Here is a 21,160-nt window from a genome sequence, read left to right on the forward strand (position 1 = left end):
TGGCGGGCACCAAGCAGCCTTCTAGCTCACTTCGTGCGCCCACGCAGCGACCTCCCGGCGGCGCGTCGGGGGATTATCAGCGGGCAAGGGCCTTGAGCGCCAGCTTGATACCGTCGCTTACACCCACGTCTGGCGGCAGCGCTTTGAGGGCGGCTGCCGCTTCCTTGTCGTTGTAGCCCAGGGCCAACAGCGCCTGCAGGATGTCCGCCTGGGCATCGCTGGCGGCGTGGGCGGGGGCGCCAATGTCTGCGCCCATCTTGCCCTTGAGCTCCAGCAACAAGCGCTCGGCTGTCTTCTTGCCAATGCCGGGCACCTTGACCAGGCGACCGGCCTCTTGCAGCGTGATGGCCTGTGCCAGGTCGGCCACGCCCATGCCAGAAAGGATGGACAGTGCCGTGCGCGGGCCTACGCCTGAAATCTTGATCAGCTCCCGAAACGCCTGGCGCTCTTGCACCGTGCCAAAGCCGTACAGCAACTGCGCATCCTCACGCACAATGAATTGCGTGAGCAGGCTGACCTGCTCGCCCACTGCGGGCAGGTTGTAGAAGGTGCTCATAGGCACATTCACCTCGTAGCCCACACCGTGGCAGTCCAGCAGCACCTCGGGGGGATTCTTCTCCAGCAGGGTGCCGGTCAATTTGCCTATCATTGGTGTCCTTTGGCGCCGCAGCATGCGTAGGCAGGCGGCGCGCTCTTTTTTGTCGTCATTGGCTTTTGCCGACTGGAATTATCAGCGTGATCCTGCGCCACACCTTCACCCCACACAACAACACGCGGCTCACCCACCTGTGCGGCCCGGCGGACGCGCACCTGCGCACCATCGAAGTGGCCCTGGAGGTAAGCATCGCCCATCGGCACGAACAGTTCAAGGTGGACGGCCCCAAGGCCAAAGCCACCCAGGCCATGGAGTTGTTGCAGGCGCTGTACGAGATGGCCGAGCGGCCTATCCCTGAAGACACGCTGCAAATCATGCTGGCGGGCGATTCTGGGCTGATTGAAGCGCCTGAGGGCGCCATCGTGCTCAACACCCGCCGCGCGGACCTGCGTGGCCGCACCCCCACCCAAAGCCTGTATCTGCAGAACATTGCTTCGCACGACATCACCTTTGGCATTGGCCCTGCGGGCACAGGCAAAACCTACTTGGCCGTGGCCTGCGCGGTAGATGCCCTGGAACGCAGCGCCGTGCAGCGCATTGTGCTGACCCGCCCTGCGGTCGAGGCGGGTGAGCGCCTGGGCTTTTTGCCCGGCGACCTCGCCCAAAAGGTCGACCCCTACCTGCGCCCGCTGTACGACGCCCTGTACGAGCTGATGGGCCACGACAAGGTGCAAAAGGCGTTTGAGCGCAACGCCATTGAAATCGCCCCGCTGGCCTTCATGCGCGGACGCACACTGAACAACGCTTTTGTGATCCTGGACGAGGCGCAAAACACCACCCCGGAGCAGATGAAGATGTTCCTCACCCGCATCGGCTTTGGCGCACGTGCCGTGGTCACGGGCGATGTGAGCCAGATCGACCTGCCCAAGGGGGCCATGAGCGGGCTGGTCGACGCTGAGCGGGTGCTCAAGCGGGTCAAGGGCATTGCCATCACACGCTTTACCAGTGCCGACGTGGTGCGCCACCCCCTGGTGGCGCGCATTGTGGATGCCTACGACGCGCCACGCCGTGCCCAAGCGGCACGTGGTTGAACCGAATTACTATTATTTTTATAGCTGCTTGCGCTTATATATTAAGCGCTAGAGGCCAAAATGACACTCAACCAACTCTCCCTGTCCTTGCAGTTTGGCAAGTTTGACAACCTGGCAGAACACCGCGCCACCCTGCCCCGCCACAAGGTCACACGCTGGATTCGGCACGCCTTGTCTACCGATGCGGAAATCACGGTGCGCATCGTGGGCGCGGAAGAAGGCCAACAGCTCAACCGCGAGTACCGCAAAAAAGACTACGCCACCAACGTGCTCACGTTTGACTACACGATGGAGCCCATCGTCACCGCCGACCTGGTGCTGTGCGCACCCGTGGTGGAGCGCGAGGCCCAAGAGCAAAACAAAAGCCTGGAAGAGCATTACGCGCACCTGCTGGTGCACGGCGCCCTGCACGCCCAGGGCTGGGACCACGAGACCAGCGCCGAGGACGCCGATGAAATGGAGGCCTATGAAACGGCCATCCTGCAAGAGCTGGGGTTTGCCGACCCTTACGCTAAATAAAGACCAACACCCAACCCCGGCGCAGAGCCCCTCGTGGGGCCAAGGGGTTCAGAGTTCAGGGGCTCCGCATAAGTGCGGCAGCCCCCGCCCAGCCCCCACCTTCAAGCCTCTTTGCGCTCAATCAGCCGGTTGATACGCAAAGCCACCAGGGTGCACACCACGCCCGACAGCAGGTACAGCGACACGGCCCCCAGCCCAAACTTGGCCGACAGCCCCAAGGCCACCAGCGGGGCAAACCCCGCCCCCAGCAGCCATGCCAAGTCGGCCGACAGCGCTGCGCCGGTGTAGCGGTACTGGGCCGAGAAATTGGCCGTGACGGTGCCCGACGCCTGCCCGTACGACAAGCCCAGCAGCACAAAGCCCACCAGCAAGAACACGTTGTTGCCCGTCGACCCGGCCCCCAGCAACCACGGCGCCGTGAAGCTGAACAGCCCAATCAACACCGCCATGGAGCCCAGCAGATTGCGCCGCCCCACCCGGTCGGCCAGCCAGCCCGACAGCATGATGGCCGCCGCCGCCAGGAAGGCACCCACGATCTGCACCGAAAGCACCTCGGTGATGGACTGCTCTGAATACATCGCAATCCACGACAGCGGGAACACGGTGGCGATATGGAACAGCGCAAAGCTGGCCAAGGCGGCAAAGGCCCCCAGCAGCACATTGCCCCCCTCATCGCGCATGACCTGGGCCACGCTCACCGGCTGCAACTCGCGCTGCTGCAGCAATTCGGCATACGACTGCCCCACCACCAGGCGCAAACGGGCAAACAAGGCCACCACGTTGATGGCAAAGGCCACGAAGAAGGGATAGCGCCAGCCCCAGTCCAGGAACTCAGCCACGCTCAGGCTGCTATACAAATAGGCAAACAGGCTGGCCGCCAGCACAAAACCCACAGGCGCACCCAGTTGCCCGATCATGGCAAACCAGCCGCGCCGCTCCTTGGGGGCGCTCATCGCCAACAGGGAGGGCAAACCGTCCCAGGTGCCCCCCAGCGCCAGCCCCTGGCCAATGCGCAAAATGATCAGGGCCGCAATCGCCTTGGAGCCCACCGACGCGTAGCTGGGCAAAAACGCCATGCCCGCCGTGCAGGCCCCCAGCAAAAACAGCGACAGCGTCAGCTTGGTGCCCCGCCCCCAGCGCCGCTGCACCGCCATGGAGAGGGCGGTACCCACCGGGCGGGCCACAAAAGCCAGGGCAAATATGGCAAACGCCATCAAAGTCCCATCCAGCCGTGACAAGAACGGAAACAGCAACGACGGGAAGACCAGCACGCTGGCAATGCCGAACACAAAGAAGTCAAAGTATTCGGAAGACCGCCCAATGATCACCCCCACAGCGATCTCACCGGGGGTCACATCCTCATCGGTGTGGGCGTTGGCCAAAGACACCGAACTATCAAAGCCTGGGACGGGCAGGGCTGCAGAACCTGGGCTGTACATATTGACGCTCCTCAAGAAACTGACACAACTCCGTTCTACACCCCTAGGAGGGCCCTCACAAGTGAGCTTTCGCTAGCCCAGCGCGTAGGAAAACCCTGATTGCCAGCCCGCCAAACCCGCCTGCGACAGATCAAACCCAGACCAAAGAGCCAAAAAACACTGGCTGGCATTTGATGTTGGACAAAATGTCCAATCGACAAAATCGGTAGCGAGACTACATTTCGACACCTCAGCCATTCGTGTTTACACCTAAGCGCCCCTTTGTCGCGCCCCTAGCATGCTCAAAAACAAAGAATCTCGCAGGCCCGCCTGGCTTGCCGCGATCGCCCTGACCACCGGCCTGGCCGGTTGCAGCAAGGCCGTCGTACTCAACCCGGCCGGCGATATTGCCGCCCAACAGGGCCAGATGGTCATTACTGCCACGTTGTTGATGCTCATCATCATCGTGCCGGTGATCGCCCTGACCCTGTTCTTCGCCTGGAAGTACCGCCAGTCGAACACCGCCAACACCGAGGCCGACTACGACCCCGAATGGCACCACTCCACCACGCTGGAGCTGGTGATCTGGACGGTGCCGCTGCTCATCATCATTGCCCTGGGCGCCCTGACCTGGATCGGCACCCACAAGCTTGATCCGTACCGTCCCCTGGACCGCATCGACGCCCAGCGCCCCCTGGACGCCAACGTCAAGCCCCTGGAAGTGCAAGTGGTGGCAATGGACTGGAAATGGCTGTTTTTCTACCCCGAGCAAGGCATTGCCACCGTGAACGAGCTGGCCGCCCCGGTGGACCGCCCCATCCTGTTCAAGCTGACCGCGACATCGACCATGAACGCGTTCTACGTGCCTGACCTGGCCGGCATGATCTACGCCATGCCCGGCATGCAGACCGAGCTGAACGCCGTCATCAACAAGCCTGGCGTGTTCAACGGCATGTCGTCGCACTACAGCGGCGCAGGCTTCTCGGGCATGACCTTCAAGTTCCACGGCCTGAGCAACGATGACTTTGCCCAGTGGGTGCAAAAAGCCAAGACCGAGGGCAAGCCCCTGGACAAGGGCTCCTACCTGAACCTCGTCAAGCCCAGCGAACGCGACCCCGTGCAGCGCTTTGCGTCGGTGGAAGACGGCCTGTACGACAAGGTGCTCAACCGCTGCGTGGAAGACGGAAAGATGTGCATGCACCACATGATGGCCATCGACGCCCAGGGCGGCGACGCCTATGTGCGCGCAGCAGGCCTGAACCTGCCCCAGGACGTGTGCAACGCACAAAACGCAGCCCAAGTGGTGGCAGCGCTTGAAACCCGCAACGCACCGGCACAAACCTCCGGCGCCAGCATCCGCCAATGAGCCTCGCTATGACCTCCGAAACCGTAACTCCCGCCCACTGGGCGCTGGGCCGCCTGAGCTGGGACGTTGTGCCCATGGCGCACGAGCCTATCGTGCTGGCCACCTTCATTGCCGTTGTGCTGGGCGGCCTGGTCGTCCTGGCAGGCATCACCAAGTTCCGCCTGTGGGGCCCGCTGTGGCGCGACTGGATCTGCAGCATTGACCACAAAAAGATCGGGATCATGTACATGATCCTGGGCCTGGTGATGCTGCTGCGCGGCTTTGCCGACGCCGTGATGATGCGCCTGCAACAGGCCATGGCCTTTGGCGACAACATGGGCTACCTGCCGCCACACCACTACGACCAGATCTTCACCGCCCACGGCGTGATCATGATCTTCTTCGTGGCGATGCCGCTGGTCACGGGCCTGATGAACTACCTCGTGCCGCTGCAGATTGGTGCGCGCGACGTGTCCTTCCCGTTCCTCAACAACTTCAGCTTCTGGATGACCACCGCTGGCGCCGTGCTGGTGATGGTGTCGCTGTTCCTGGGTGAGTTCTCCACCTCCGGCTGGCTGGCACTGTCCAACCTGGGCTCGCAAAGCGCCAGCACGGGGCTGGACTACTACATCTGGGCACTGCAGATTGCCGGGGTGGGTACCACGCTCTCGGGTATCAACCTGATCGTCACCATCGTCAAGATGCGCGCCCCCGGCATGAGCCTGATGAAGATGCCCGTCTTCACCTGGACCGCCCTGTGCACCAACGCGCTGATCGTGGCCTCCTTCCCGGTGCTGACGGCCGCACTGGTCCTCATGTCGCTGGACCGCTATGTCGGCACCAACTTCTTCACCAACGAGCTGGGTGGCAACCCCATGCTCTACGTGAACCTGATCTGGATCTGGGGCCACCCTGAGGTGTACATCCTGGTGCTGCCCGCCTTCGGTGTGTTCTCCGAAGTGGTCGCCACCTTCAGCAAGAAGCGCCTGTTTGGCTACACCTCCATGGTGTACGCCACGGTGTGTATCACCATCTTGTCGTACCTGGTGTGGCTGCACCACTTCTTCACCATGGGCTCGGGCGCGAGTGTGAACACCTTCTTCGGCATCACCACGATGATCATCTCGATCCCCACGGGCGCGAAGATCTTCAACTGGCTGTTCACCATGTACAAGGGCCGCATCCGCTTTGAGCTACCCATGATGTGGACCGTGGCCTTCATGGTGACGTTCGCCATCGGTGGTATGACCGGCGTGCTGCTGGCCGTGCCCCCGGCCGACTTCGTGCTGCACAACAGCCTGTTCCTGATCGCCCACTTCCACAACGTGATCATTGGCGGCGTGGTGTTTGCCATGTTTGCAGGCATCAACTACTGGTTCCCCAAGGCGTTTGGCTACAAGCTGGACCGCACCTGGGGCGTGTACTCCTTCTGGCTGTGGCTGGTGGGCTTCTGGGTGGCGTTCACGCCGCTGTATGTGCTGGGCCTGATGGGCGTCACCCGCCGCGCCAACCACTTTGAAGACCAGTCGCTGCAAATCTGGTTCGTGATCGCTGCGCTGGGCGCCGCCATGATCGCGGCAGGCATTGGCTGTTTCCTGATCCAGCTGGTGGTGAGCTACCTCAAGCGCGAGCAACTGCGCGACTGGACGGGCGACCCCTGGGGTGGCCGCACGCTGGAGTGGGCCACATCGTCTCCTCCACCCAACTACAACTTTGCCTTCACCCCCGTGGTGCATGAGATCGACGCCTGGTGGGACATGAAGAAGCACGGCTACCAACGCCCGCTCAGCGGCTTCCAGTCCATCCACATGCCTGCCAATACAGGGGCTGGCGTGGTCATCTCGGGCCTCTCGCTGGTGTTCGGCTTTGCGCTGATCTGGCACATGTGGCTGCTGGCTGCGGTGTCGTTCGCAGCCGTGGTGCTGGCTTCGATCATCCACACGTTCAACTACAAGCGTGACTTCTACATCCCGGCCTCCGAAGTGGTGGCCACCGAAGAAGCCCGCACACTCCAACTCGCACGCCATGTCTGATATCCGCATCCAAGCGGGCGCCGCGGGCGCCCTGGCCCCGCGCGAGTACCACCTCGCGCACGAGCCCCATCCTGAAAACGGCACAGCCCTGGGCTTCTGGCTGTACCTGATGAGCGACTGCCTCATCTTTGCCGCCCTGTTTGCCACCTACGGCGTGCTGGGCCGCAGCTATGCGGCAGGCCCCACCGGCGCCCAGCTGTTTGACCTGCCTTTGGTGGCCATCAACACGGCCTTCCTGCTGCTGTCGTCCATCACCTTCGGCTTTGCCATGCTGCGCAAGCAGTTGGGCGACGTCAAAGGCACGCTGCTGTGGCTGGGCATCACGGGCCTGTTTGGCCTGTGCTTCCTGGGGCTGGAGCTGTACGAGTTCCAGCATCTGATCCACCAGGGCGCTGGCCCTCAGCGCAGCGCCTTCCTGTCGGCCTTCTTCACGCTGGTAGGCACCCACGGCTTGCACGTCACCTTCGGCCTGGTCTGGCTGGTGGTGCTGATGCTGCAGATCAACAAGCACGGCCTGATCCCCGAGAACAACCGCCGCCTGATGTGCCTGTCCATGTTCTGGCACTTCTTGGACGTGGTCTGGATCGGCGTATTCACCTTTGTGTACCTGATGGGGGTGCTGTAAATGAGCGCACAACACGCAACGCACGCGCACGATGCGCACGGGCACGACGATCACCACCATGACGCGGGCCCCCACAGCACCTTCTCCGGTTACATGGTCGGGTTTGTGCTGTCCATCATCCTCACCGCCATTCCCTTCTGGCTGGTCATGTCCAAGGTGATTGCCGACCGCAACACCGCCGTGCTGGTACTGGGCGGCTTTGCCGTGGTGCAGATTCTGGTGCACATGGTGTGCTTCCTGCACATGAACGGCAAGGTCGAAGGCGGCTGGACGCTGCTGTCCACCATCTTCACGGTGGTGTTCGTGGCCATTGCCATCACCGGCACCCTGTGGGTCATGTTCCACATGAATGCGAACATGATGCCCGAGCACCCACAAGTGCCTGCCGCAGGCCAGCAGCAGCCCGCCGCCGAGCACGGTGGCGCGCACAGCACAGCGCCCTGACCGGCACCAGCCGTGCACACACCCGCAGCGGGCCGCAAGCGCCCGCATTCCCATGCGACCCTGGCGATGCTCACTTTGGTGGGCATCGCCCTTTTTGTGGGCTTCATTTCCCTGGGGGTGTGGCAGGTGCAGCGCCGCGCCTGGAAGCTCAACCTCATCGAACGCGTGAGCGCGCGCATCCAGGCCCCGCCCGGCGCCCTGCCGTCCCCCGACCAGTGGCCGCAGCTGAACGCCGCCAGCCACGAATACCAGGCCGTGCGCCTGCAAGGCCAGTGGCTGGCCCACAAAACGGTGCTGACCCAGGCCACCACCGCCCTGGGAGCGGGTTACTGGGTGCTGACCCCTTTGCAGATGGCCGACGGGGTGCAAGTGCTGGTCAACCGCGGGTTTGTGCCGCAAGACCAGCGCGCGCAGTGGCAAGCCCCGCAGGCATCCCCTGCTGCAACCACCGACGAGCCCCCTGCCACGGTGGTGGGGCTGCTGCGCCTGAGCGAGCCCGGCGGCGGCTTCTTGCGCAGCAACGACCCTGCCCAGCAACGCTGGCACTCGCGCGATGTGGCTGCCATTGCCCAAGCGCAGCAGCTTGGTCAGGCGGCCCCCTTCTTTGTCGATGCCGGTCTGCCTTCACGCCTGGGATCTACAGCGGCCGACCTGCCCGCCGACATGGCAGGCCCCTGGCCACGCCCCGGCCTCACGGTGGTGCGCTTCCCCAACAGCCACCTGGTGTATGCGCTGACCTGGTTTGGATTGGCACTCATGGTGGTGGGGGCGGCCGTGGTTGTGGCACGCTACGAGCGTCGGCTGCGCGCGGCCCACGCACCCAACCCCGCCCATGACCAGCAGCACTAACGCCCCCCACACACCGCCACACGCGCAGCCCCAGAGCAAGGCCCGTTCGGCCAACGCCTCCGCAGGGCTGAGAAACCTGCACCAGCTCATCCAACTGCGCTGGATTGCGGTGGTGGGCCAGTTGCTCACCATCGAGGCCACCTACTACAGCCTGGGCATGCCCCTGCCCTTGCAGGCCATGCTGTCCATCGTGGCGGGCATGGTGGTGTTCAACGTGCTCAGCCTGCTGCGCTGGCGCACCCGGCGCAGCGTGCACGACGTGGAGCTGTTCATTGCCCTGCTGGTGGACGTGGGCGCGCTCACCGCCCAGCTGTACCTGAGCGGCGGCATCGGCAACCCGTTTGTCTTCCTGTACCTGCTGCAGATTGCCGTGGGGGCCATGCTGCTGCGCGGGGGCTACATCTGGTCCATCGTGGTCGTGGCATCGGCCTGCGTCATGCTGCTTTCACAGCACAGCCAACCCCTGCCGCTGGCCACCAATGTGCACGACGGCTGGGCCAGCCCCTATGTACTGGGCCTGCTGGTGTGCTTCATGCTCAACGCCATCCTGGTCGTGATCTTCATCACCCGCATCAGCCACAACCTGCGCCGACGCGATGCGCGGCTGGCCGCCGTGCGCCAGCGTGCGGCGGAAGAAGAACACATCGTGCGCATGGGGCTGCTCGCCTCTGGCGCCGCGCACGAATTGGGCACGCCCCTGGCCACCCTGGCCGTGATCCTGGGCGACTGGAAACGCGTCCCCGCACTGGCCTCCGACGCTACGCTGCAAGAAGACATTGCGGAGATGGAAGCCCAGGTCAAACGCTGTAAAACCATCGTCAGCGGCATCCTGCTTTCAGCGGGCGAGACACGGGGCGAGCTCTCCAGCCAGACCACCGTGCGCCAGTTTCTGGACACCCTGGTGCAGGACTGGCGCACCACCCGGTCGGTGCAAGAGTTCGTGTACGACAACCTCATCGAAGACGACAGCCCCATGGTGGCCGATGTCACGCTCGAGCAAATGGTCTTCAATGTGCTGGACAATGCGCGAGACGCATCGCCGCACTGGGTGAGCTTGCAGGCACAGCGCGATGCCGATGCGTTGCGAATCGTGGTCACCGACCGGGGTCCGGGCTTCACCACCGACGTGCTCACGCACCTCGGAACGCCCTACCAGTCCACCAAAGGGCGCCCCGGTGGCGGCTTGGGCCTGTTCCTGTCGATGAACGTGGCGCGCACGCTGGGCGGCAGTGTGGTGGCACACAACCGGCCAGGCGGCGGCGCCGAGGTCACCATCACGCTATCGCTGCCCGCCATCACCCTGCAAGCCACCGCCCCCGAGGACCATGGACACTGAACGCTTGCTGCTGATCGTGGAAGACGACGACGCCTTCGCACGCACCCTGGCACGCTCGTTTGAGCGGCGCGGCTACCGGGTGCTGCACGCCGATGGCATGGCGCGGATGGAAGAGCTGCTGACCGAGCATGTGCCCCAGTACGCCGTGGTGGACCTCAAACTCAAAGGCGAAGCCACGGGCCTGGCCTGTGTGCGCAAGCTGCACGAGCACAGCGCCAAGATGCGCATCGTCGTGCTCACCGGCTTCGCCAGCATTGCCACGGCGGTCGAGGCGATCAAGCTCGGCGCGGGCCACTACCTGGCCAAGCCCTCCAACACCGACGACATCGAGGCCGCCTTTGCCCTGCAAGAGGGCAACCCCGAGGTCGAACTCACCAACCGCTCCAGCTCCATCAAAACGCTGGAGTGGGAGCGCATCCACGAAGTGCTGGCCGAGAGCGACTTCAACATCTCCGAAGCCGCGCGCCGCCTGGGCATGCACCGGCGCACCCTCAGCCGCAAACTGGGCAAGCAGCGCGTGTAAAGCGCATCCCACCTGGCCTTGAGCTCGCCGCGCCTGGGTCATCCAGGGCCACCCAGAGCTATTTGCGACTTTTAAGCAAAGCACCTTAACTTCGCCCAGCGCAGGGCCAGCAGCAGAAGCCCCCGCAGTCCTCCTAAGATCGAAGCAAGCCGCCAAAGCAGCGGCTGCACATCCTGAATCTGGAGGAGACATGTTCGACAGCGCTTTGCTGCTGGCCGCAGCCTTTGTGGCCGGGGCCCTCAATGCCGTGGCCGGGGGCGGCAGCTTTTTGACCCTGCCCGCCTTGGTGTTCACCGGCGTTCCGCCCGTCATGGCCAACGCCACGGGCACGGTGGCCCTGCTGCCCGGCTACATCGCCGGGGCCTGGGGATTCAGGGAGGACACCGCGCCGCCACCGGGGCTGTCCATGCGCCTGCTGGTGGTGCTTTCGCTCATCGGCGGTGCCGCCGGTGCCGCCTTGTTGCTCGTTACCCCCGACACCACCTTTCGCAGCGTCGTGCCCTGGCTGCTGCTGGCCGCCACGGCGCTGTTTGCCTTTGGCCCCCGGCTGCGCGCCCGGCTGGCCGGGGGGCACCCGTCGACCACCAAAGCCACCGTGGGTGTGCTGACCGTGGCGCTGTACGGCGGCTACTTCAACGGGGGCCTGGGCATTTTGCTGCTGGCTCTGTTTGGACTGCTGGGGCAAACCCAGCTCAACGCGATGAATGGCCTCAAAAACTGGGTATCTGCCCTGCTCACCGCCATTGCCGTGGCCATTTATGCCGCAGGCGGCGTGGTGCAGTGGCCGCAGGCGCTGATGATGATGGCCGCGGCCACCGCAGGCGGCTGGGGCGGCGCCCGCGTGGCGCGGCGCATTCCGGCGCCCTGGCTGCGCGCGGGCATTGTGATCACCGGGCTGGTGATGGCAGGGTTGTTTTTCTGGCGGCAATAGCCTTTTCTTCATACCAAATCAGGCCCTAGCGCTTATCCAACAAGCGCTAGCAGCTATCAATTTGATACCAAACACCTCTAGACAGCTACCGTTGGCGCCATCCGCATCGGTATCGTCACCGGCCCATCGTTGACCAGATGCACCTGCATGTCGGCGGCGAACTGGCCGGTGGCGACATCGGGGTGCACCTTGCGGGCCTGGGCCACCAGGTAGTCATACAGCCTGCGCCCCTCGTCGGGTGCGGCTGCCTGGGTGAAGCTGGGGCGGTTGCCGCCGGTGGTGTCGGCCGCCAGGGTGAACTGGCTGACCAGCAGCAGGCCACCCGCTGTGTCTTGCACGCTCTGGTTCATTTTGCCCGCAGCGTCGCTGAAGATGCGCAGCTTGAGCACCTTGGCCAGCAGCTTGTCGGCCTCGGCATCGGTGTCGCCGCGTTCGGCGCACACCAACACCAGCAGGCCAGGGCCAATGGCGCCCACCACTTGGCTGTCGACTTCGACGCGGGCCTCGCGCACGCGTTGCAATACTGCGATCAAAAGCGGCCTCTTTCCTTGAAGATCAAAACCGCGCCATTGTGCCGTTCACACAGCCCCGCCGAGGGGCTCAGCGTGAACGGTTTTCCCAAACGCACACGTCTACACGTCTGTGCTTTGTGCTGTCAGGCGTAAAGCTGCGCGCCCGCTTGCAACACCTGCTGCGCGCGCGCTGCACCCAGCGCCGCCGCTACCGGCGTCCACACCGAGGCATAAGCGGGCATGTCGTCCGGCGCAAAAGAGGTGTGCGGCCAATCAGAGCCCAACACCATGCGCGGGCCAAACAGCCCAGCCACGCGCTCTGTGGCCGCGTGCAGCGTGTCGTAAGGCGCCGTGGCCTGCAGCCGGTACCAGCCAGACAGCTTGATCCACGCCCCCGCATCGGCCAGCCGCGCCAGGTCTTGCCAGGCAGCGTCGTGCACGGGCAACTGCGCATGCATGCCCGCCAGGTGGTCCAGCACGCAGGGCAGCGCGCATTCGGCCTGCAGGGCGGCAATCTGGGCCAAATGCTGCGGCCCCGCGTACCACTGCACATGCCAGCCCAGCGCCCGCAACCGGGGGCCGAGCGCGCGCAGGGCCTCGGGTCCATTGCCCACGGGCGAGACGAGGTTAAAGCGCACCCCCCGCACACCCAGGGCGTGCATGGTTTGCAGCTCGGCATCGGTCACGTCCACATCGACCACCACCACTCCCCGGTGGCGGCCGCTCTCGCGCGCCAGCGCTTGCAGCAACACGCCGTTGTCGGTGCCGTACACGCTGGGCTGCACCAGCACCAGATGGCCAACACCCAGGGCATGGGCCTGCGCCTCTATGCGCTCCAGAGGCTGGTGGGCGGGCTGGTAGTGGCCGCCCTGCACTGGCGCGCTGGCATCAAACACATGCACATGGCAGTCCCAGCCTGCATCGGCCGACAAGGCGGAAGATGAAGTCTGAGACGCTTGCAACTGAGACATCGGTCAGCCCACCACGATCTTGCGTTCGCGGATGACCTTGCCCCACTGCGCCTGCTGGGCCAGGATGAACTTGCCCGCGCTGGCCTGGGTGGGGTCGGCAAAGGCATCGCCCCCCAAGGCGCGGATGCGGCCCAGCACTTCCGGATCGGCCAGCGCCTTGCGGATGGCGGCCACCAGTTGGGCGCGGGTGTCTGCTGCAATGCCTGCGGGCGCCAGCACCGGGTTCCACTCCAGCACCTCGTAGTTGGGCACCCCGGCTTCGGCCATGGTGGGCACATCGGGCAGCGAGCGCGCACGCACCGGCGCCGTGACCGCCAAGGCCCGCAGCTTGCCCGACTGGATGTGGCCCAGCGACGACGCCACGTTGGCGAAGAACAGTGGCACCTGCCCGCCCATCACGTCGTTCATGGCCGGGCCGCCGCCACGGTAGGGGATGTGCGACAGCCGCACGCCGGTGCGCTCTTCAAACAACGCCCCCGCCAGGTGCTGCGCCGAGCCATTGCCCGACGAGGCGTAGGCCACGTCGTCCGGCTTGGCCTTGGCGCGGGCAATCACCTCTTTGACCGAGGTGACGCCAAACCCGGGGTGGCACACCAGCACGTTGGGGAAGGTGGCCAGCACGGCCAGCGGCACAAAGGCTTTGTTGCTGTCGTAAGGCAGCTTGGGGTACAGCGATGGGTTGACGGCAAACGAGGACGCGTCCAGCAGCAGCGTGGCGCCATCCGGGGTGGCGCGTGCCACGGCCGATGCGGCCAGTTGGCCACTGGCGCCGGGCTTGTTGTCCACCACCACGTTCTGGCCCAGCGCCTCGCCCAGGCGGGGGGCGATGATGCGGGCCATCAGGTCGGCACCGCCGCCAGCGGGGTACGACACCACCAGGGTGATCGTCTTGCCACCGGCAATGGGGGCTGCCGTGGCAAGGCGCCAGGGGACTGCCACGGCGGCAGCGGCCGACGCCACCAACAGGGTGCGGCGCGACAGCGGCGTGCGCGCGGACAGGCGGGTTGCTTGTGTCATGAGAGGTCCTCTCTTTCGCTCAGTAAAAATCAGGAGATGCCCGGCACAGGACCTGGGCACAACCCCGGCAGCAGGCCACCCCAGCCGGGGCCGGCGCTGCGTGCTCAGGCCGGGTCAAGTCAGGTGCACGGTGTAGTGAAAGGCGTTGGCATCGCCCCAGGTGGTGCGCCACTCCACGCAGCGCCCCGCCAGGTTGAAGGCTTTGCGGCGCACCACGGCGCAGGGGTAGCCCGGCGGCAGCGCCAGGTGGGCCGCCACATCGGTGGGCAAGGCGCCAAAGCCGATGTCGTCAGAAGCGCGGTGCACGTGCACATCGCAGCGCTGGGCAAACAGGGGGTACAGCAAGGGCTCCCACTGGCCCGCATCGTCATGCTCCAGCGCCGCAAACAACTCGCATGGCAGCCAGATGTGCTCCAGCAAGCGCGGCTGCTGCGCAAGCAACCGCAGGCGCTCCAGCCGCAGCACAGGCGCCCCGGCGGACAGACCCAGCGCGCGGGACACCTCGGCGGGGGCCGCCACACGCTGCTTGGACAGGATGCGCGACTGCGGGGCTTGCCCTGCAGAGGCGGCCGATGCAGGGACGGCAGTATCCCACTCGTCGCCAAACCGAAAGAAGCGGAGCATGGAAGCGCCCGGGATGCCCGAGCGCACAAACGTGCCGCGCCCGTGCACCCGCTCGATCAGGCTCTGCTCAGTCAACAGCTGCAACGCGCGGCGAATGGTGCCTAGCGCCACCGAATGGTCGTGCGCCAGCACTTGCTCGGCAGGCAAGGCCGTGCCGGGCTGCCATTCGCCCCGCACGATGCGCTGGCGCAGCACATCGGCCAGGGCGGCATAGCGGGCCAAGCCCTGCGTGGGCATGGTGGGGAGTGTCGGCATGGCTGAAAGATATAGTCCTATAGAGGACTTTCAGTGTAAGGCCTTGGCGTGTCCAATGCATGGCAAAAATGTGAATATCTGTTCACATTTCCCAGTGCACGGCTTGGCGTGCGATGCGAAGAACCCCCTCCAAGAAGGCTGTTGACGATCTCGCAGCGTCACGCGGCGATCGCCCGGCCCTGGGTAAGTGCCCCGTCTTCCAGGCTGCCTGAAGAAAACAGAGGCCCTGATTCGCTGCCTCTGCGTTACCATTTGCAACAGCAACGCGGCGATGGGCCCATCCAGGGCATCCCCATGCCTCAGCTCACCCCTAGAGGAGATGACGATGTCTCTGTCGAATCTGCGAGTCGGTTTGCGTCTGGGCCTGGGCTTTGGCCTCTTGCTGTTACTGGTGTTGGCCATGGGATTGTTTGCGGTGCACAGAGTCAACCGTGTGCATGGGACGGTGGTCGATCTGGCCACGAACTGGCTGCCAAGCACCCAACAGCTCGCGGGCCTGAACGAGGCACTGAACCAGATGCGGCGGGCCGAACTGCAAATGATTCTGGGGGGCGACGCCAAGACCATCCAGGACGAAAGCGCGCGCATCGACAAGCAGTGGACCCTGGTGCCCAAACTGCTCGAAGCCTATGCCGACACCCTCTCCGAAGGGGAGGAGAAGCAGCTCTTCAACGTGTTCAAAGTCACCGTGGATCGGTACAAGGAAACGCAGAGCAAGCTGCTGGCCCTGCTGCGCGATGCCAAGACGGATGAGGCTACCGCCTACCTGCGCGGTGACTCGCGTGTAGCCTTTCGCGCGACCACCGACGCCATCGGCAAGCTCAGTGCTGTGAACGATGAAGGGGCGCGGGAGGCCAATGTGGCAGGAGAGCAAAGCTACCGCACGGTGCTTTGGGGCATATGGCTCATGATGGCGGGGATGCTGGCCACGGGGGCTGCCGTGGGCTGGTTTCTCACGCGCTCGCTGACTGTGCCCCTGGGCTTTGCGGCGAAAACCGCGGACCGCATTGCAGACGGTGACCTGACAGGCGAACTTCGCTCCGCGAGAGGGGATGAGCTGGGCGATTTGCTGCGCGCACTGGGACGCATGCAAGGGGCCCTTCATGCCTCCGTCAGCGACGTAAGGCGCAGTGCTGACAGCATTTCCATCGCTAGCCAGGAAGTCAGCAGTGGTGGCCAGGATCTATCGGTGCGCACCGAAGCTGCCGCAGCCAGCATCGAACAAACCTCGGCTGCTTTGCAACAGGTGACCGATACCGTGCGCCAGAGCTCGGCATCCGCACAACAAGCACACCAGCTGGCATCGGCAGCGTCCGACGTGGCATTGGCGGGCGGCCAAGTGGTTGCGCGAGTGATCCACACCATGGACGGCATTCAGACCTCTTCGCGCAAGATCGGCGACATCATCGGCGTCATCGACAGCATTGCCTTCCAGACCAACATCCTGGCTCTCAACGCGGCGGTGGAAGCCGCACGGGCGGGCGAACAAGGCCGTGGCTTTGCGGTGGTGGCCACCGAGGTGCGCACGTTGGCGCAACGCAGCGCGCAAGCAGCCCGCGAGATCAAGCAATTGATCGTGAGTTCGGTGGACGAGGTCGAGGGCGGAGCCCGGCTCGTGGGCGAGGCGGGCCAGACCATGGACAAGGTGGTGGACTCGGTGCAGCGGGTCAGCCACCTGATCGGCGAGATCGCCAGCACCATCAAAGAGCAAAGCCAAAGCGTGGGCGAGGTCAACACCGCCATCTCGCAGCTCGATGGCATGACGCAGCAAAACGCAGCGCTGGTGGAGCAATCCGCTGCGGCGTCAGAGTCACTGCGCGATCAGGCGGGGCGGCTCATCGCAGTGGTGGCACGCTTCCGACTCCAGTAAGTCGCCTCTACCTCGCCGCAGGCTTGGTCACGCCGCAAGCCCCCCTGGCCAGCCCCCCACGGCATCCATTCGACATCTGCCCGGGCACCGCAGCCCAAAACAGCCCTCGCAATGCCCAGGGAACCTCCGCACAAATCGCCGTGCCGTGTGCATCTGCGGTCTCGGGCGGTCTGCGGCGCACACTTTCCGCTCGATTCGAGCAGAGGGTTCCTAAAGCACTCACCCCGCTTGGATCTTGCGGGCCGTGATCACCCGGCGCCACTGCACTTGCTGTGTCTTGATGAAGCCCGCCGCCAAACCATCGGTGGCGTTCGGAAACACCTCACCCCCAAGGGCCTGCACCTTCGATACCACCTCGGGCACCTTCAAGGCCTTGTTCAGCGCATCGAACAAGCGCTGGCGTTCTTCCTTGGGCAAACCCGCCTGCGCCAGCACAGGGTTCCATTCCTGCACTTCGTAATTGGGCACACCCGCTTCCGCCATGGACGGCACCTGCGGCAGCACCTTGGTGCGGCGGCGCGATGTGACAGCCAGCGCCCGCAGCTTGCCCGACTGCAGCTGCTCGCGCGATGAGGCCACATTGGCAAAAAACAGCGGCACCTTTCCCGCAGCCACATCGGCCATGGCCGGGCCACCGCCCTTGTAGGGCACATGTTTCAGGGAAATCTGCGTCAGGTCTTCAAACAGCGCGCCAGCCAAGTGCTGGGCCGAGCCATTGCCCGACGAGGCAAATGCAATCTGGTCAGGCTTGGTCTTGGCCATGCGGACCAGATCGGCCACGGTTTTGGCTTCAAAGGCCGGGTGGCACACCAGCACGTTGGGGAACACCGCCAACACGCCCAACACCGAGAAAGCCGTATCAGAGTCGTAAGGCAGCTGGGCAAACAGCGATGGATTGACCGAGAAGGACGACGCATCGAGCAGCAAGGTGCGACCGTTGGGTGCCGCCTTGGCCACGTGCAGTGCCGCCTTTTGCCCGCTGTCGCCGGGCATGTTCTCCACCTCGACCGTGCTGCCCAGGGCCGCTGAAAAGTGGGGGGCAATGAGGCGTGCCATCAGGTCGGCACCACCGCCCGCCGGGTAAGACACCACCAGCCGCACCGGGCCATTTTGGGCCTGCCCCAACACCGGAGCGGCCACCGCAGCGGCCCCCACCAGCCCTCGCGATAAAAACACACGGCGCGGATGGGAAACGGGCGCAGCAAATGGCACGGCAGAAGGCAAGGTGTTCATGGCGATGGAAATAGGCGAAAAGGTCGACGATACACATTCTTGCGAATGTCAATCATTGTTAACCCGAAATTTCACGCACTCTAGACACCACCGGCAAAGACCACAAGCCGCAAAAACCGTAACCTGTCGTATGCATGCGACGCCCTCCCAAGGCACGCCACGCCTACCCGGCCCCAACGCAGGCCAATCAGCAGTCTTCGATCAACCGCGCCTTCACGCTCTTGCCCTTGACCCGTCCGCTGTTCAAGCGCGCGGCCACTTGGGCGGCAATCGCCCGGTCCACCGCCACGTAGGTAGAAAAGTCATTCACGTTGATCTTGCCCACCTGCTCGCGGGTGTAGCCCAGGTCGCCGGTCAGCGCGCCCAGCACATCACCCGCGCGGATCTTTTCCTTGCGGCCACCCACGATCTGGATGGTGGCCATGGGCGGCTGCAACGGGCCGTCGCCTGTGGGCTTGAGGTCGGCCAGTGCAAACCAGGTGGATTCGCGGCCTTGCAGCACCTCGATCTTGCCCACATAACCCATCTCATCCATGCTCGACAGGTTCAGCGCCAGGCCCTGGGCATCGCCCCGGCCGGTGCGGCCAATGCGGTGGATGTGGACTTCGGGGTCGGGCGTCACGTCCACATTGATGACGGCAGCCAGGTTGGCAATATCGAGGCCCCGTGCGGCCACATCGGTGGCCACCAGCACCGAGCAGCTGCGGTTGGCAAACTGCACCAACACCTGGTCGCGCTCGCGCTGTTCCAGCTCGCCGTACAGCGCCAGCGCGCTGAAGCCCTGGGCTTGCAGCACGCCCACCAGGTCGCGGCACTGCTGCTTGGTGTTGCAAAACGCAATCGATGATTCGGGACGGAAGTGGTTGAGCAACTGCGACACCACATGCAGCCGCTCGCTGTTCTTCACCTCGTACCAGCGCTGCTCGATCTTGCCCTCGGCATGCTGGGCCTGCACCGTGATCTGCACGGGCTGCTTCATGAACTGGGCGCTGAGCTTGGCAATGCCTTCGGGGTAGGTGGCCGAGAACAGCAGGGTTTGCCGCTCTTTGGGGCACTGGCGCGCCACGGTCACGATGTCGTCGAAGAAGCCCATGTCCAGCATGCGGTCAGCTTCGTCCAGCACCAAGGTGTTCAGGGCTTCCAGGGTCAGGTGCTGGCGCTCCAGGTGATCCATCACGCGGCCGGGCGTGCCCACCACGATGTGCGCGCCGTGCTCCAGGCTCAGCATCTGCCCGCGCAGCGGCACGCCGCCGCACAGGGTTACGACCTTGATGTTTTCTTCGGCCCGCGCCAGGCGGCGGATTTCGGTGGTCACCTGGTCGGCCAGCTCGCGCGTAGGGCACAGCACCAGGGCCTGCACGGCAAAGCGGCGGGGGTTGAGGTTGGCCAGCAGGGCCAGGGCAAACGCGGCGGTCTTGCCGCTGCCCGTGCTGGCCTGGGCGATCAGGTCTTTGCCCAGCAGCGCGGGCGGCAGGCTGGCCGCCTGGATGGGGGTCATCGTGGTGTAGCCCAGCTGCTGCAGGTTGGCCAGCGTCGTGGGGCTCAGCGCCAGCGTGCTGAAGTCCGTGCTGGCTTGGTTTTCTTTGGAGGTCATGGGATGGATTATCCGGCCCGTGCCTCCAAGAACCTTTCTAACGTGTTCAGAGCAACGCCAGCACGCCGATAAATGCCACCGTGTTGGCCAGCACACCCGGGGCCACGGTGGCGGCATAAGCGCCCCCACCGCTCACCCAGGCAACCCCGCTTTTGCTCACGGCATGCACCAGCAGCGCGGCCATCAGGGCGTGCTCCACGCCCAGGGCAGCAGGCTGCCCCGGCAAGGCATGCATCAGCACTGCCGCGGCGGCCGCGTGCACATCGGCCAGCCCGGCCAGCAGGGCTCCGGCCAGCATGCCTGCATCGCCCTGGGTGCGGTCCAGCCAGCGCACGCCCACCTGGATGCCCGTCAGCAGCAAGGTGATCAGCACCACATCGCGCAGTTTGAACATGGGAGCGTCGGCGGCCAGGGCGGCAGAGGGGGCCGTCTGCTCGCCCGCCCCCCGCAGCAGCCACAGCCCCCAGGCACCAGCCACCAAGCCCCCGGCCAGCGCTGGCAGCGCCAGGCGCGGCAGCCACTGCGGCTGCACCGTGGCGGCCACCACCAGCACATGCAGCATGGTGGCCACGCACGACAGCACCGCGCCGCTGGCCTGTGCACGGGCGCTGGACTTGCCTGCGCGCACCTCCATGCCCAGGCTGGCAATAGTGGCGGTGCTGGAGACAAAGCCCGACGCCAGCGCCGACAGCGCCACGGCCTGGCGTGCCTGCATCAGCCGCCGCGCCACATGGGCCAGCGACTGGATGAGCAACAGCACGATCACCAGCCGCAGCACCACCTGCGGATTGAGCAGGTCCTGCAGCAGCGGCTGGTTGGGCACCAGCGGAAACACCAGCAGCGCCAGCGCCGCCAGCACCAGGCCGCTGCGCACCTCGCCGGGCTGCAGCCAGTGGTTTGAAAACTCATGCAGCGGCCCGCGCAGCGCCAAGATCCCCGTCACCGTCACGGCCAGCGCGGCCCCCAGCAAGCGGTTGCTGGCGCACAGCACGCCAATCAGGTAGGCCATCAGCAAGGCAATCTCGGTGGCCACACCGGGGTCTTCCGAGCGATCGCGCACATAGGCCACCACGCCCAGCGCCGCCACAAAGGTGGCGCCCACCCCCAGCAGCACCACCGAGCCCGACAGCGCCGCCACCGCCCCGGCCAGACTGACCAGCGTGAACGAGCGCACCCCCGCCAGCGCCCGGTGCGGCCCGCTGCCCTTGCGGCGCTCACGCTCAATGCCCATCAGCAAGCCACACCCCAGCGCGCTGGCCAGCACCGCCAGTGCGGCATAAAAGCCTTGTAAATCCTGCATCCCCACGACCACACCCTTCCTTGGACACCCCATGACAGGCACGATACTCCAGCCCGGCCCCGCGCCAGCGGACTT

The 21,160-nt window shown here is 64.9% G+C and carries 20 protein-coding genes; 11 read left to right on the forward strand and 9 right to left on the reverse strand.

Annotation, left to right across the window (positions count from 1 at the left end; translation table 11 throughout):
• Window positions 1-76 precede the first annotated feature (76 nt).
• Window positions 77-649 (reverse strand): Holliday junction branch migration protein RuvA, encoded by a 573-nt coding sequence (ruvA, locus tag EAG14_RS19095; protein WP_121729818.1) that lies wholly within the window; start codon window positions 647-649, stop codon window positions 77-79.
• Between the two features lie 86 nt (window positions 650-735).
• On the opposite strand from ruvA, the gene EAG14_RS19100 reads away from it, so the two are divergent.
• Together EAG14_RS19100 and ybeY are read left to right on the forward strand one after the other, a co-directional pair.
• Window positions 736-1,686 (forward strand): PhoH family protein, encoded by a 951-nt coding sequence (locus EAG14_RS19100; protein ID WP_121729819.1) that lies wholly within the window; start codon window positions 736-738, stop codon window positions 1,684-1,686.
• A gap of 60 nt (window positions 1,687-1,746) precedes the next feature.
• Window positions 1,747-2,205 carry an rRNA maturation RNase YbeY gene (gene ybeY / locus EAG14_RS19105; protein WP_121729820.1) on the forward strand — a complete coding sequence of 153 codons (459 nt, stop codon included), beginning with the start codon at window positions 1,747-1,749 and terminating at the stop codon, window positions 2,203-2,205.
• Window positions 2,206-2,306: 101 nt separating this feature from the next.
• Here the strand turns inward: ybeY and EAG14_RS19110 are convergent, their stop codons facing one another.
• Complete coding sequence (locus tag EAG14_RS19110) at window positions 2,307-3,644, reverse strand: MFS transporter (protein ID WP_099742931.1); 1,338 nt, start codon at window positions 3,642-3,644, stop codon at window positions 2,307-2,309.
• Between the two features lie 277 nt (window positions 3,645-3,921).
• On the opposite strand from EAG14_RS19110, the gene cyoA reads away from it, so the two are divergent.
• From cyoA to EAG14_RS19150, 8 genes are all read left to right on the forward strand, one after another.
• The gene (gene cyoA / locus EAG14_RS19115; RefSeq protein WP_099742930.1) at window positions 3,922-4,989 is read left to right on the forward strand and encodes a ubiquinol oxidase subunit II; all 1,068 of its coding nucleotides are present in this window, start codon (window positions 3,922-3,924) and stop codon (window positions 4,987-4,989) included.
• A gap of 8 nt (window positions 4,990-4,997) precedes the next feature.
• Complete coding sequence (cyoB, locus tag EAG14_RS19120; RefSeq protein ID WP_099742929.1) at window positions 4,998-7,001, forward strand: cytochrome o ubiquinol oxidase subunit I; 2,004 nt, start codon at window positions 4,998-5,000, stop codon at window positions 6,999-7,001.
• Entirely contained in the window at window positions 6,994-7,626 is a 633-nt protein-coding gene (gene cyoC, locus EAG14_RS19125) for a cytochrome o ubiquinol oxidase subunit III (RefSeq protein WP_099657740.1), read from the forward strand. The genes cyoB and cyoC overlap by 8 nt, the downstream gene beginning before the upstream one ends.
• Window positions 7,627-8,070 (forward strand): cytochrome o ubiquinol oxidase subunit IV, encoded by a 444-nt coding sequence (cyoD, locus tag EAG14_RS19130; RefSeq protein ID WP_099657739.1) that lies wholly within the window; start codon window positions 7,627-7,629, stop codon window positions 8,068-8,070.
• A 66-nt stretch (window positions 8,071-8,136) separates the two neighbouring features.
• Window positions 8,137-8,919, forward strand: a complete 783-nt coding sequence (locus EAG14_RS19135) for an SURF1 family protein (RefSeq protein ID WP_121729821.1) — start codon at window positions 8,137-8,139, stop codon at window positions 8,917-8,919.
• Window positions 8,903-10,255, forward strand: coding sequence for an ATP-binding protein (locus tag EAG14_RS19140; protein WP_121729822.1), 1,353 nt, complete (start codon window positions 8,903-8,905; stop codon window positions 10,253-10,255). Before EAG14_RS19135 ends, EAG14_RS19140 begins: the two co-directional genes overlap by 17 nt.
• Window positions 10,245-10,778 (forward strand): response regulator transcription factor, encoded by a 534-nt coding sequence (locus tag EAG14_RS19145; RefSeq protein ID WP_099742926.1) that lies wholly within the window; start codon window positions 10,245-10,247, stop codon window positions 10,776-10,778. Before EAG14_RS19140 ends, EAG14_RS19145 begins: the two co-directional genes overlap by 11 nt.
• Window positions 10,779-10,968: 190 nt before the next feature.
• Window positions 10,969-11,709, forward strand: a complete 741-nt coding sequence (locus tag EAG14_RS19150) for a sulfite exporter TauE/SafE family protein (protein ID WP_121729823.1) — start codon at window positions 10,969-10,971, stop codon at window positions 11,707-11,709.
• Between the two features lie 77 nt (window positions 11,710-11,786).
• Here the strand turns inward: EAG14_RS19150 and dtd are convergent, their stop codons facing one another.
• The 4 genes from dtd to EAG14_RS19170 form a co-directional block, all read right to left on the reverse strand.
• On the reverse strand, window positions 11,787-12,242 hold the full coding sequence (dtd, locus tag EAG14_RS19155) for a D-aminoacyl-tRNA deacylase (RefSeq protein ID WP_121729824.1): 456 nt from the start codon (window positions 12,240-12,242) through the stop codon (window positions 11,787-11,789).
• A 122-nt stretch (window positions 12,243-12,364) separates the two neighbouring features.
• Window positions 12,365-13,192, reverse strand: coding sequence for an amidohydrolase (locus tag EAG14_RS19160; protein WP_121729825.1), 828 nt, complete (start codon window positions 13,190-13,192; stop codon window positions 12,365-12,367).
• Between the two features lie 3 nt (window positions 13,193-13,195).
• A complete protein-coding gene (locus EAG14_RS19165; protein WP_099742922.1) occupies window positions 13,196-14,209 on the reverse strand; it encodes a tripartite tricarboxylate transporter substrate binding protein in 1,014 nt (337 codons plus the stop codon).
• A gap of 114 nt (window positions 14,210-14,323) precedes the next feature.
• The gene (locus EAG14_RS19170) at window positions 14,324-15,088 is read right to left on the reverse strand and encodes a GntR family transcriptional regulator (RefSeq protein WP_121729826.1); all 765 of its coding nucleotides are present in this window, start codon (window positions 15,086-15,088) and stop codon (window positions 14,324-14,326) included.
• Window positions 15,089-15,413: 325 nt separating this feature from the next.
• On the opposite strand from EAG14_RS19170, the gene EAG14_RS19175 reads away from it, so the two are divergent.
• Complete coding sequence (locus EAG14_RS19175; RefSeq protein WP_121730559.1) at window positions 15,414-16,958, forward strand: methyl-accepting chemotaxis protein; 1,545 nt, start codon at window positions 15,414-15,416, stop codon at window positions 16,956-16,958.
• A 219-nt stretch (window positions 16,959-17,177) separates the two neighbouring features.
• Here the strand turns inward: EAG14_RS19175 and EAG14_RS19180 are convergent, their stop codons facing one another.
• From EAG14_RS19180 to EAG14_RS19190, 3 genes are all read right to left on the reverse strand, one after another.
• Window positions 17,178-18,191: a tripartite tricarboxylate transporter substrate-binding protein gene (locus tag EAG14_RS19180; protein ID WP_121729827.1), complete on the reverse strand. Its 1,014-nt coding sequence runs from the start codon at window positions 18,189-18,191 to the stop codon at window positions 17,178-17,180.
• A 187-nt stretch (window positions 18,192-18,378) separates the two neighbouring features.
• The gene (dbpA, locus tag EAG14_RS19185) at window positions 18,379-19,785 is read right to left on the reverse strand and encodes an ATP-dependent RNA helicase DbpA (RefSeq protein WP_099742918.1); all 1,407 of its coding nucleotides are present in this window, start codon (window positions 19,783-19,785) and stop codon (window positions 18,379-18,381) included.
• Between the two features lie 46 nt (window positions 19,786-19,831).
• Window positions 19,832-21,085: a DUF4010 domain-containing protein gene (locus tag EAG14_RS19190; RefSeq protein WP_121729828.1), complete on the reverse strand. Its 1,254-nt coding sequence runs from the start codon at window positions 21,083-21,085 to the stop codon at window positions 19,832-19,834.
• Window positions 21,086-21,160: the final 75 nt, after the last annotated feature.

Origin of the sequence: Acidovorax sp. 1608163, from assembly GCF_003669015.1 — a bacterium.
Classification (GTDB): domain Bacteria; phylum Pseudomonadota; class Gammaproteobacteria; order Burkholderiales; family Burkholderiaceae_C; genus Acidovorax.

What these genes read in the sequence shown, in the direction of transcription:
- ruvA (WP_121729818.1), bottom strand. Translation starts at nt 649, where the DNA reads ATGATAGGCAAATTGACCGGCACCCTGCTGGAGAAGAATCCCCCCGAG.
- EAG14_RS19150 (WP_121729823.1), top strand. Translation starts at nt 10,969, where the DNA reads ATGTTCGACAGCGCTTTGCTGCTGGCCGCAGCCTTTGTGGCCGGGGCC.
- EAG14_RS19160 (WP_121729825.1), bottom strand. Translation starts at nt 13,192, where the DNA reads ATGTCTCAGTTGCAAGCGTCTCAGACTTCATCTTCCGCCTTGTCGGCC.
- EAG14_RS19190 (WP_121729828.1), bottom strand. Translation starts at nt 21,085, where the DNA reads ATGCAGGATTTACAAGGCTTTTATGCCGCACTGGCGGTGCTGGCCAGC.
- EAG14_RS19110 (WP_099742931.1), bottom strand. Translation starts at nt 3,644, where the DNA reads ATGTACAGCCCAGGTTCTGCAGCCCTGCCCGTCCCAGGCTTTGATAGT.
- cyoD (WP_099657739.1), top strand. Translation starts at nt 7,627, where the DNA reads ATGAGCGCACAACACGCAACGCACGCGCACGATGCGCACGGGCACGAC.
- EAG14_RS19170 (WP_121729826.1), bottom strand. Translation starts at nt 15,088, where the DNA reads ATGCCGACACTCCCCACCATGCCCACGCAGGGCTTGGCCCGCTATGCC.
- dbpA (WP_099742918.1), bottom strand. Translation starts at nt 19,785, where the DNA reads ATGACCTCCAAAGAAAACCAAGCCAGCACGGACTTCAGCACGCTGGCG.
- cyoA (WP_099742930.1), top strand. Translation starts at nt 3,922, where the DNA reads ATGCTCAAAAACAAAGAATCTCGCAGGCCCGCCTGGCTTGCCGCGATC.
- EAG14_RS19140 (WP_121729822.1), top strand. Translation starts at nt 8,903, where the DNA reads ATGACCAGCAGCACTAACGCCCCCCACACACCGCCACACGCGCAGCCC.
- EAG14_RS19135 (WP_121729821.1), top strand. Translation starts at nt 8,137, where the DNA reads ATGCTCACTTTGGTGGGCATCGCCCTTTTTGTGGGCTTCATTTCCCTG.
- cyoB (WP_099742929.1), top strand. Translation starts at nt 4,998, where the DNA reads ATGACCTCCGAAACCGTAACTCCCGCCCACTGGGCGCTGGGCCGCCTG.
- EAG14_RS19145 (WP_099742926.1), top strand. Translation starts at nt 10,245, where the DNA reads ATGGACACTGAACGCTTGCTGCTGATCGTGGAAGACGACGACGCCTTC.
- cyoC (WP_099657740.1), top strand. Translation starts at nt 6,994, where the DNA reads ATGTCTGATATCCGCATCCAAGCGGGCGCCGCGGGCGCCCTGGCCCCG.
- ybeY (WP_121729820.1), top strand. Translation starts at nt 1,747, where the DNA reads ATGACACTCAACCAACTCTCCCTGTCCTTGCAGTTTGGCAAGTTTGAC.
- EAG14_RS19180 (WP_121729827.1), bottom strand. Translation starts at nt 18,191, where the DNA reads ATGAACACCTTGCCTTCTGCCGTGCCATTTGCTGCGCCCGTTTCCCAT.
- EAG14_RS19165 (WP_099742922.1), bottom strand. Translation starts at nt 14,209, where the DNA reads ATGACACAAGCAACCCGCCTGTCCGCGCGCACGCCGCTGTCGCGCCGC.
- EAG14_RS19175 (WP_121730559.1), top strand. Translation starts at nt 15,414, where the DNA reads ATGTCTCTGTCGAATCTGCGAGTCGGTTTGCGTCTGGGCCTGGGCTTT.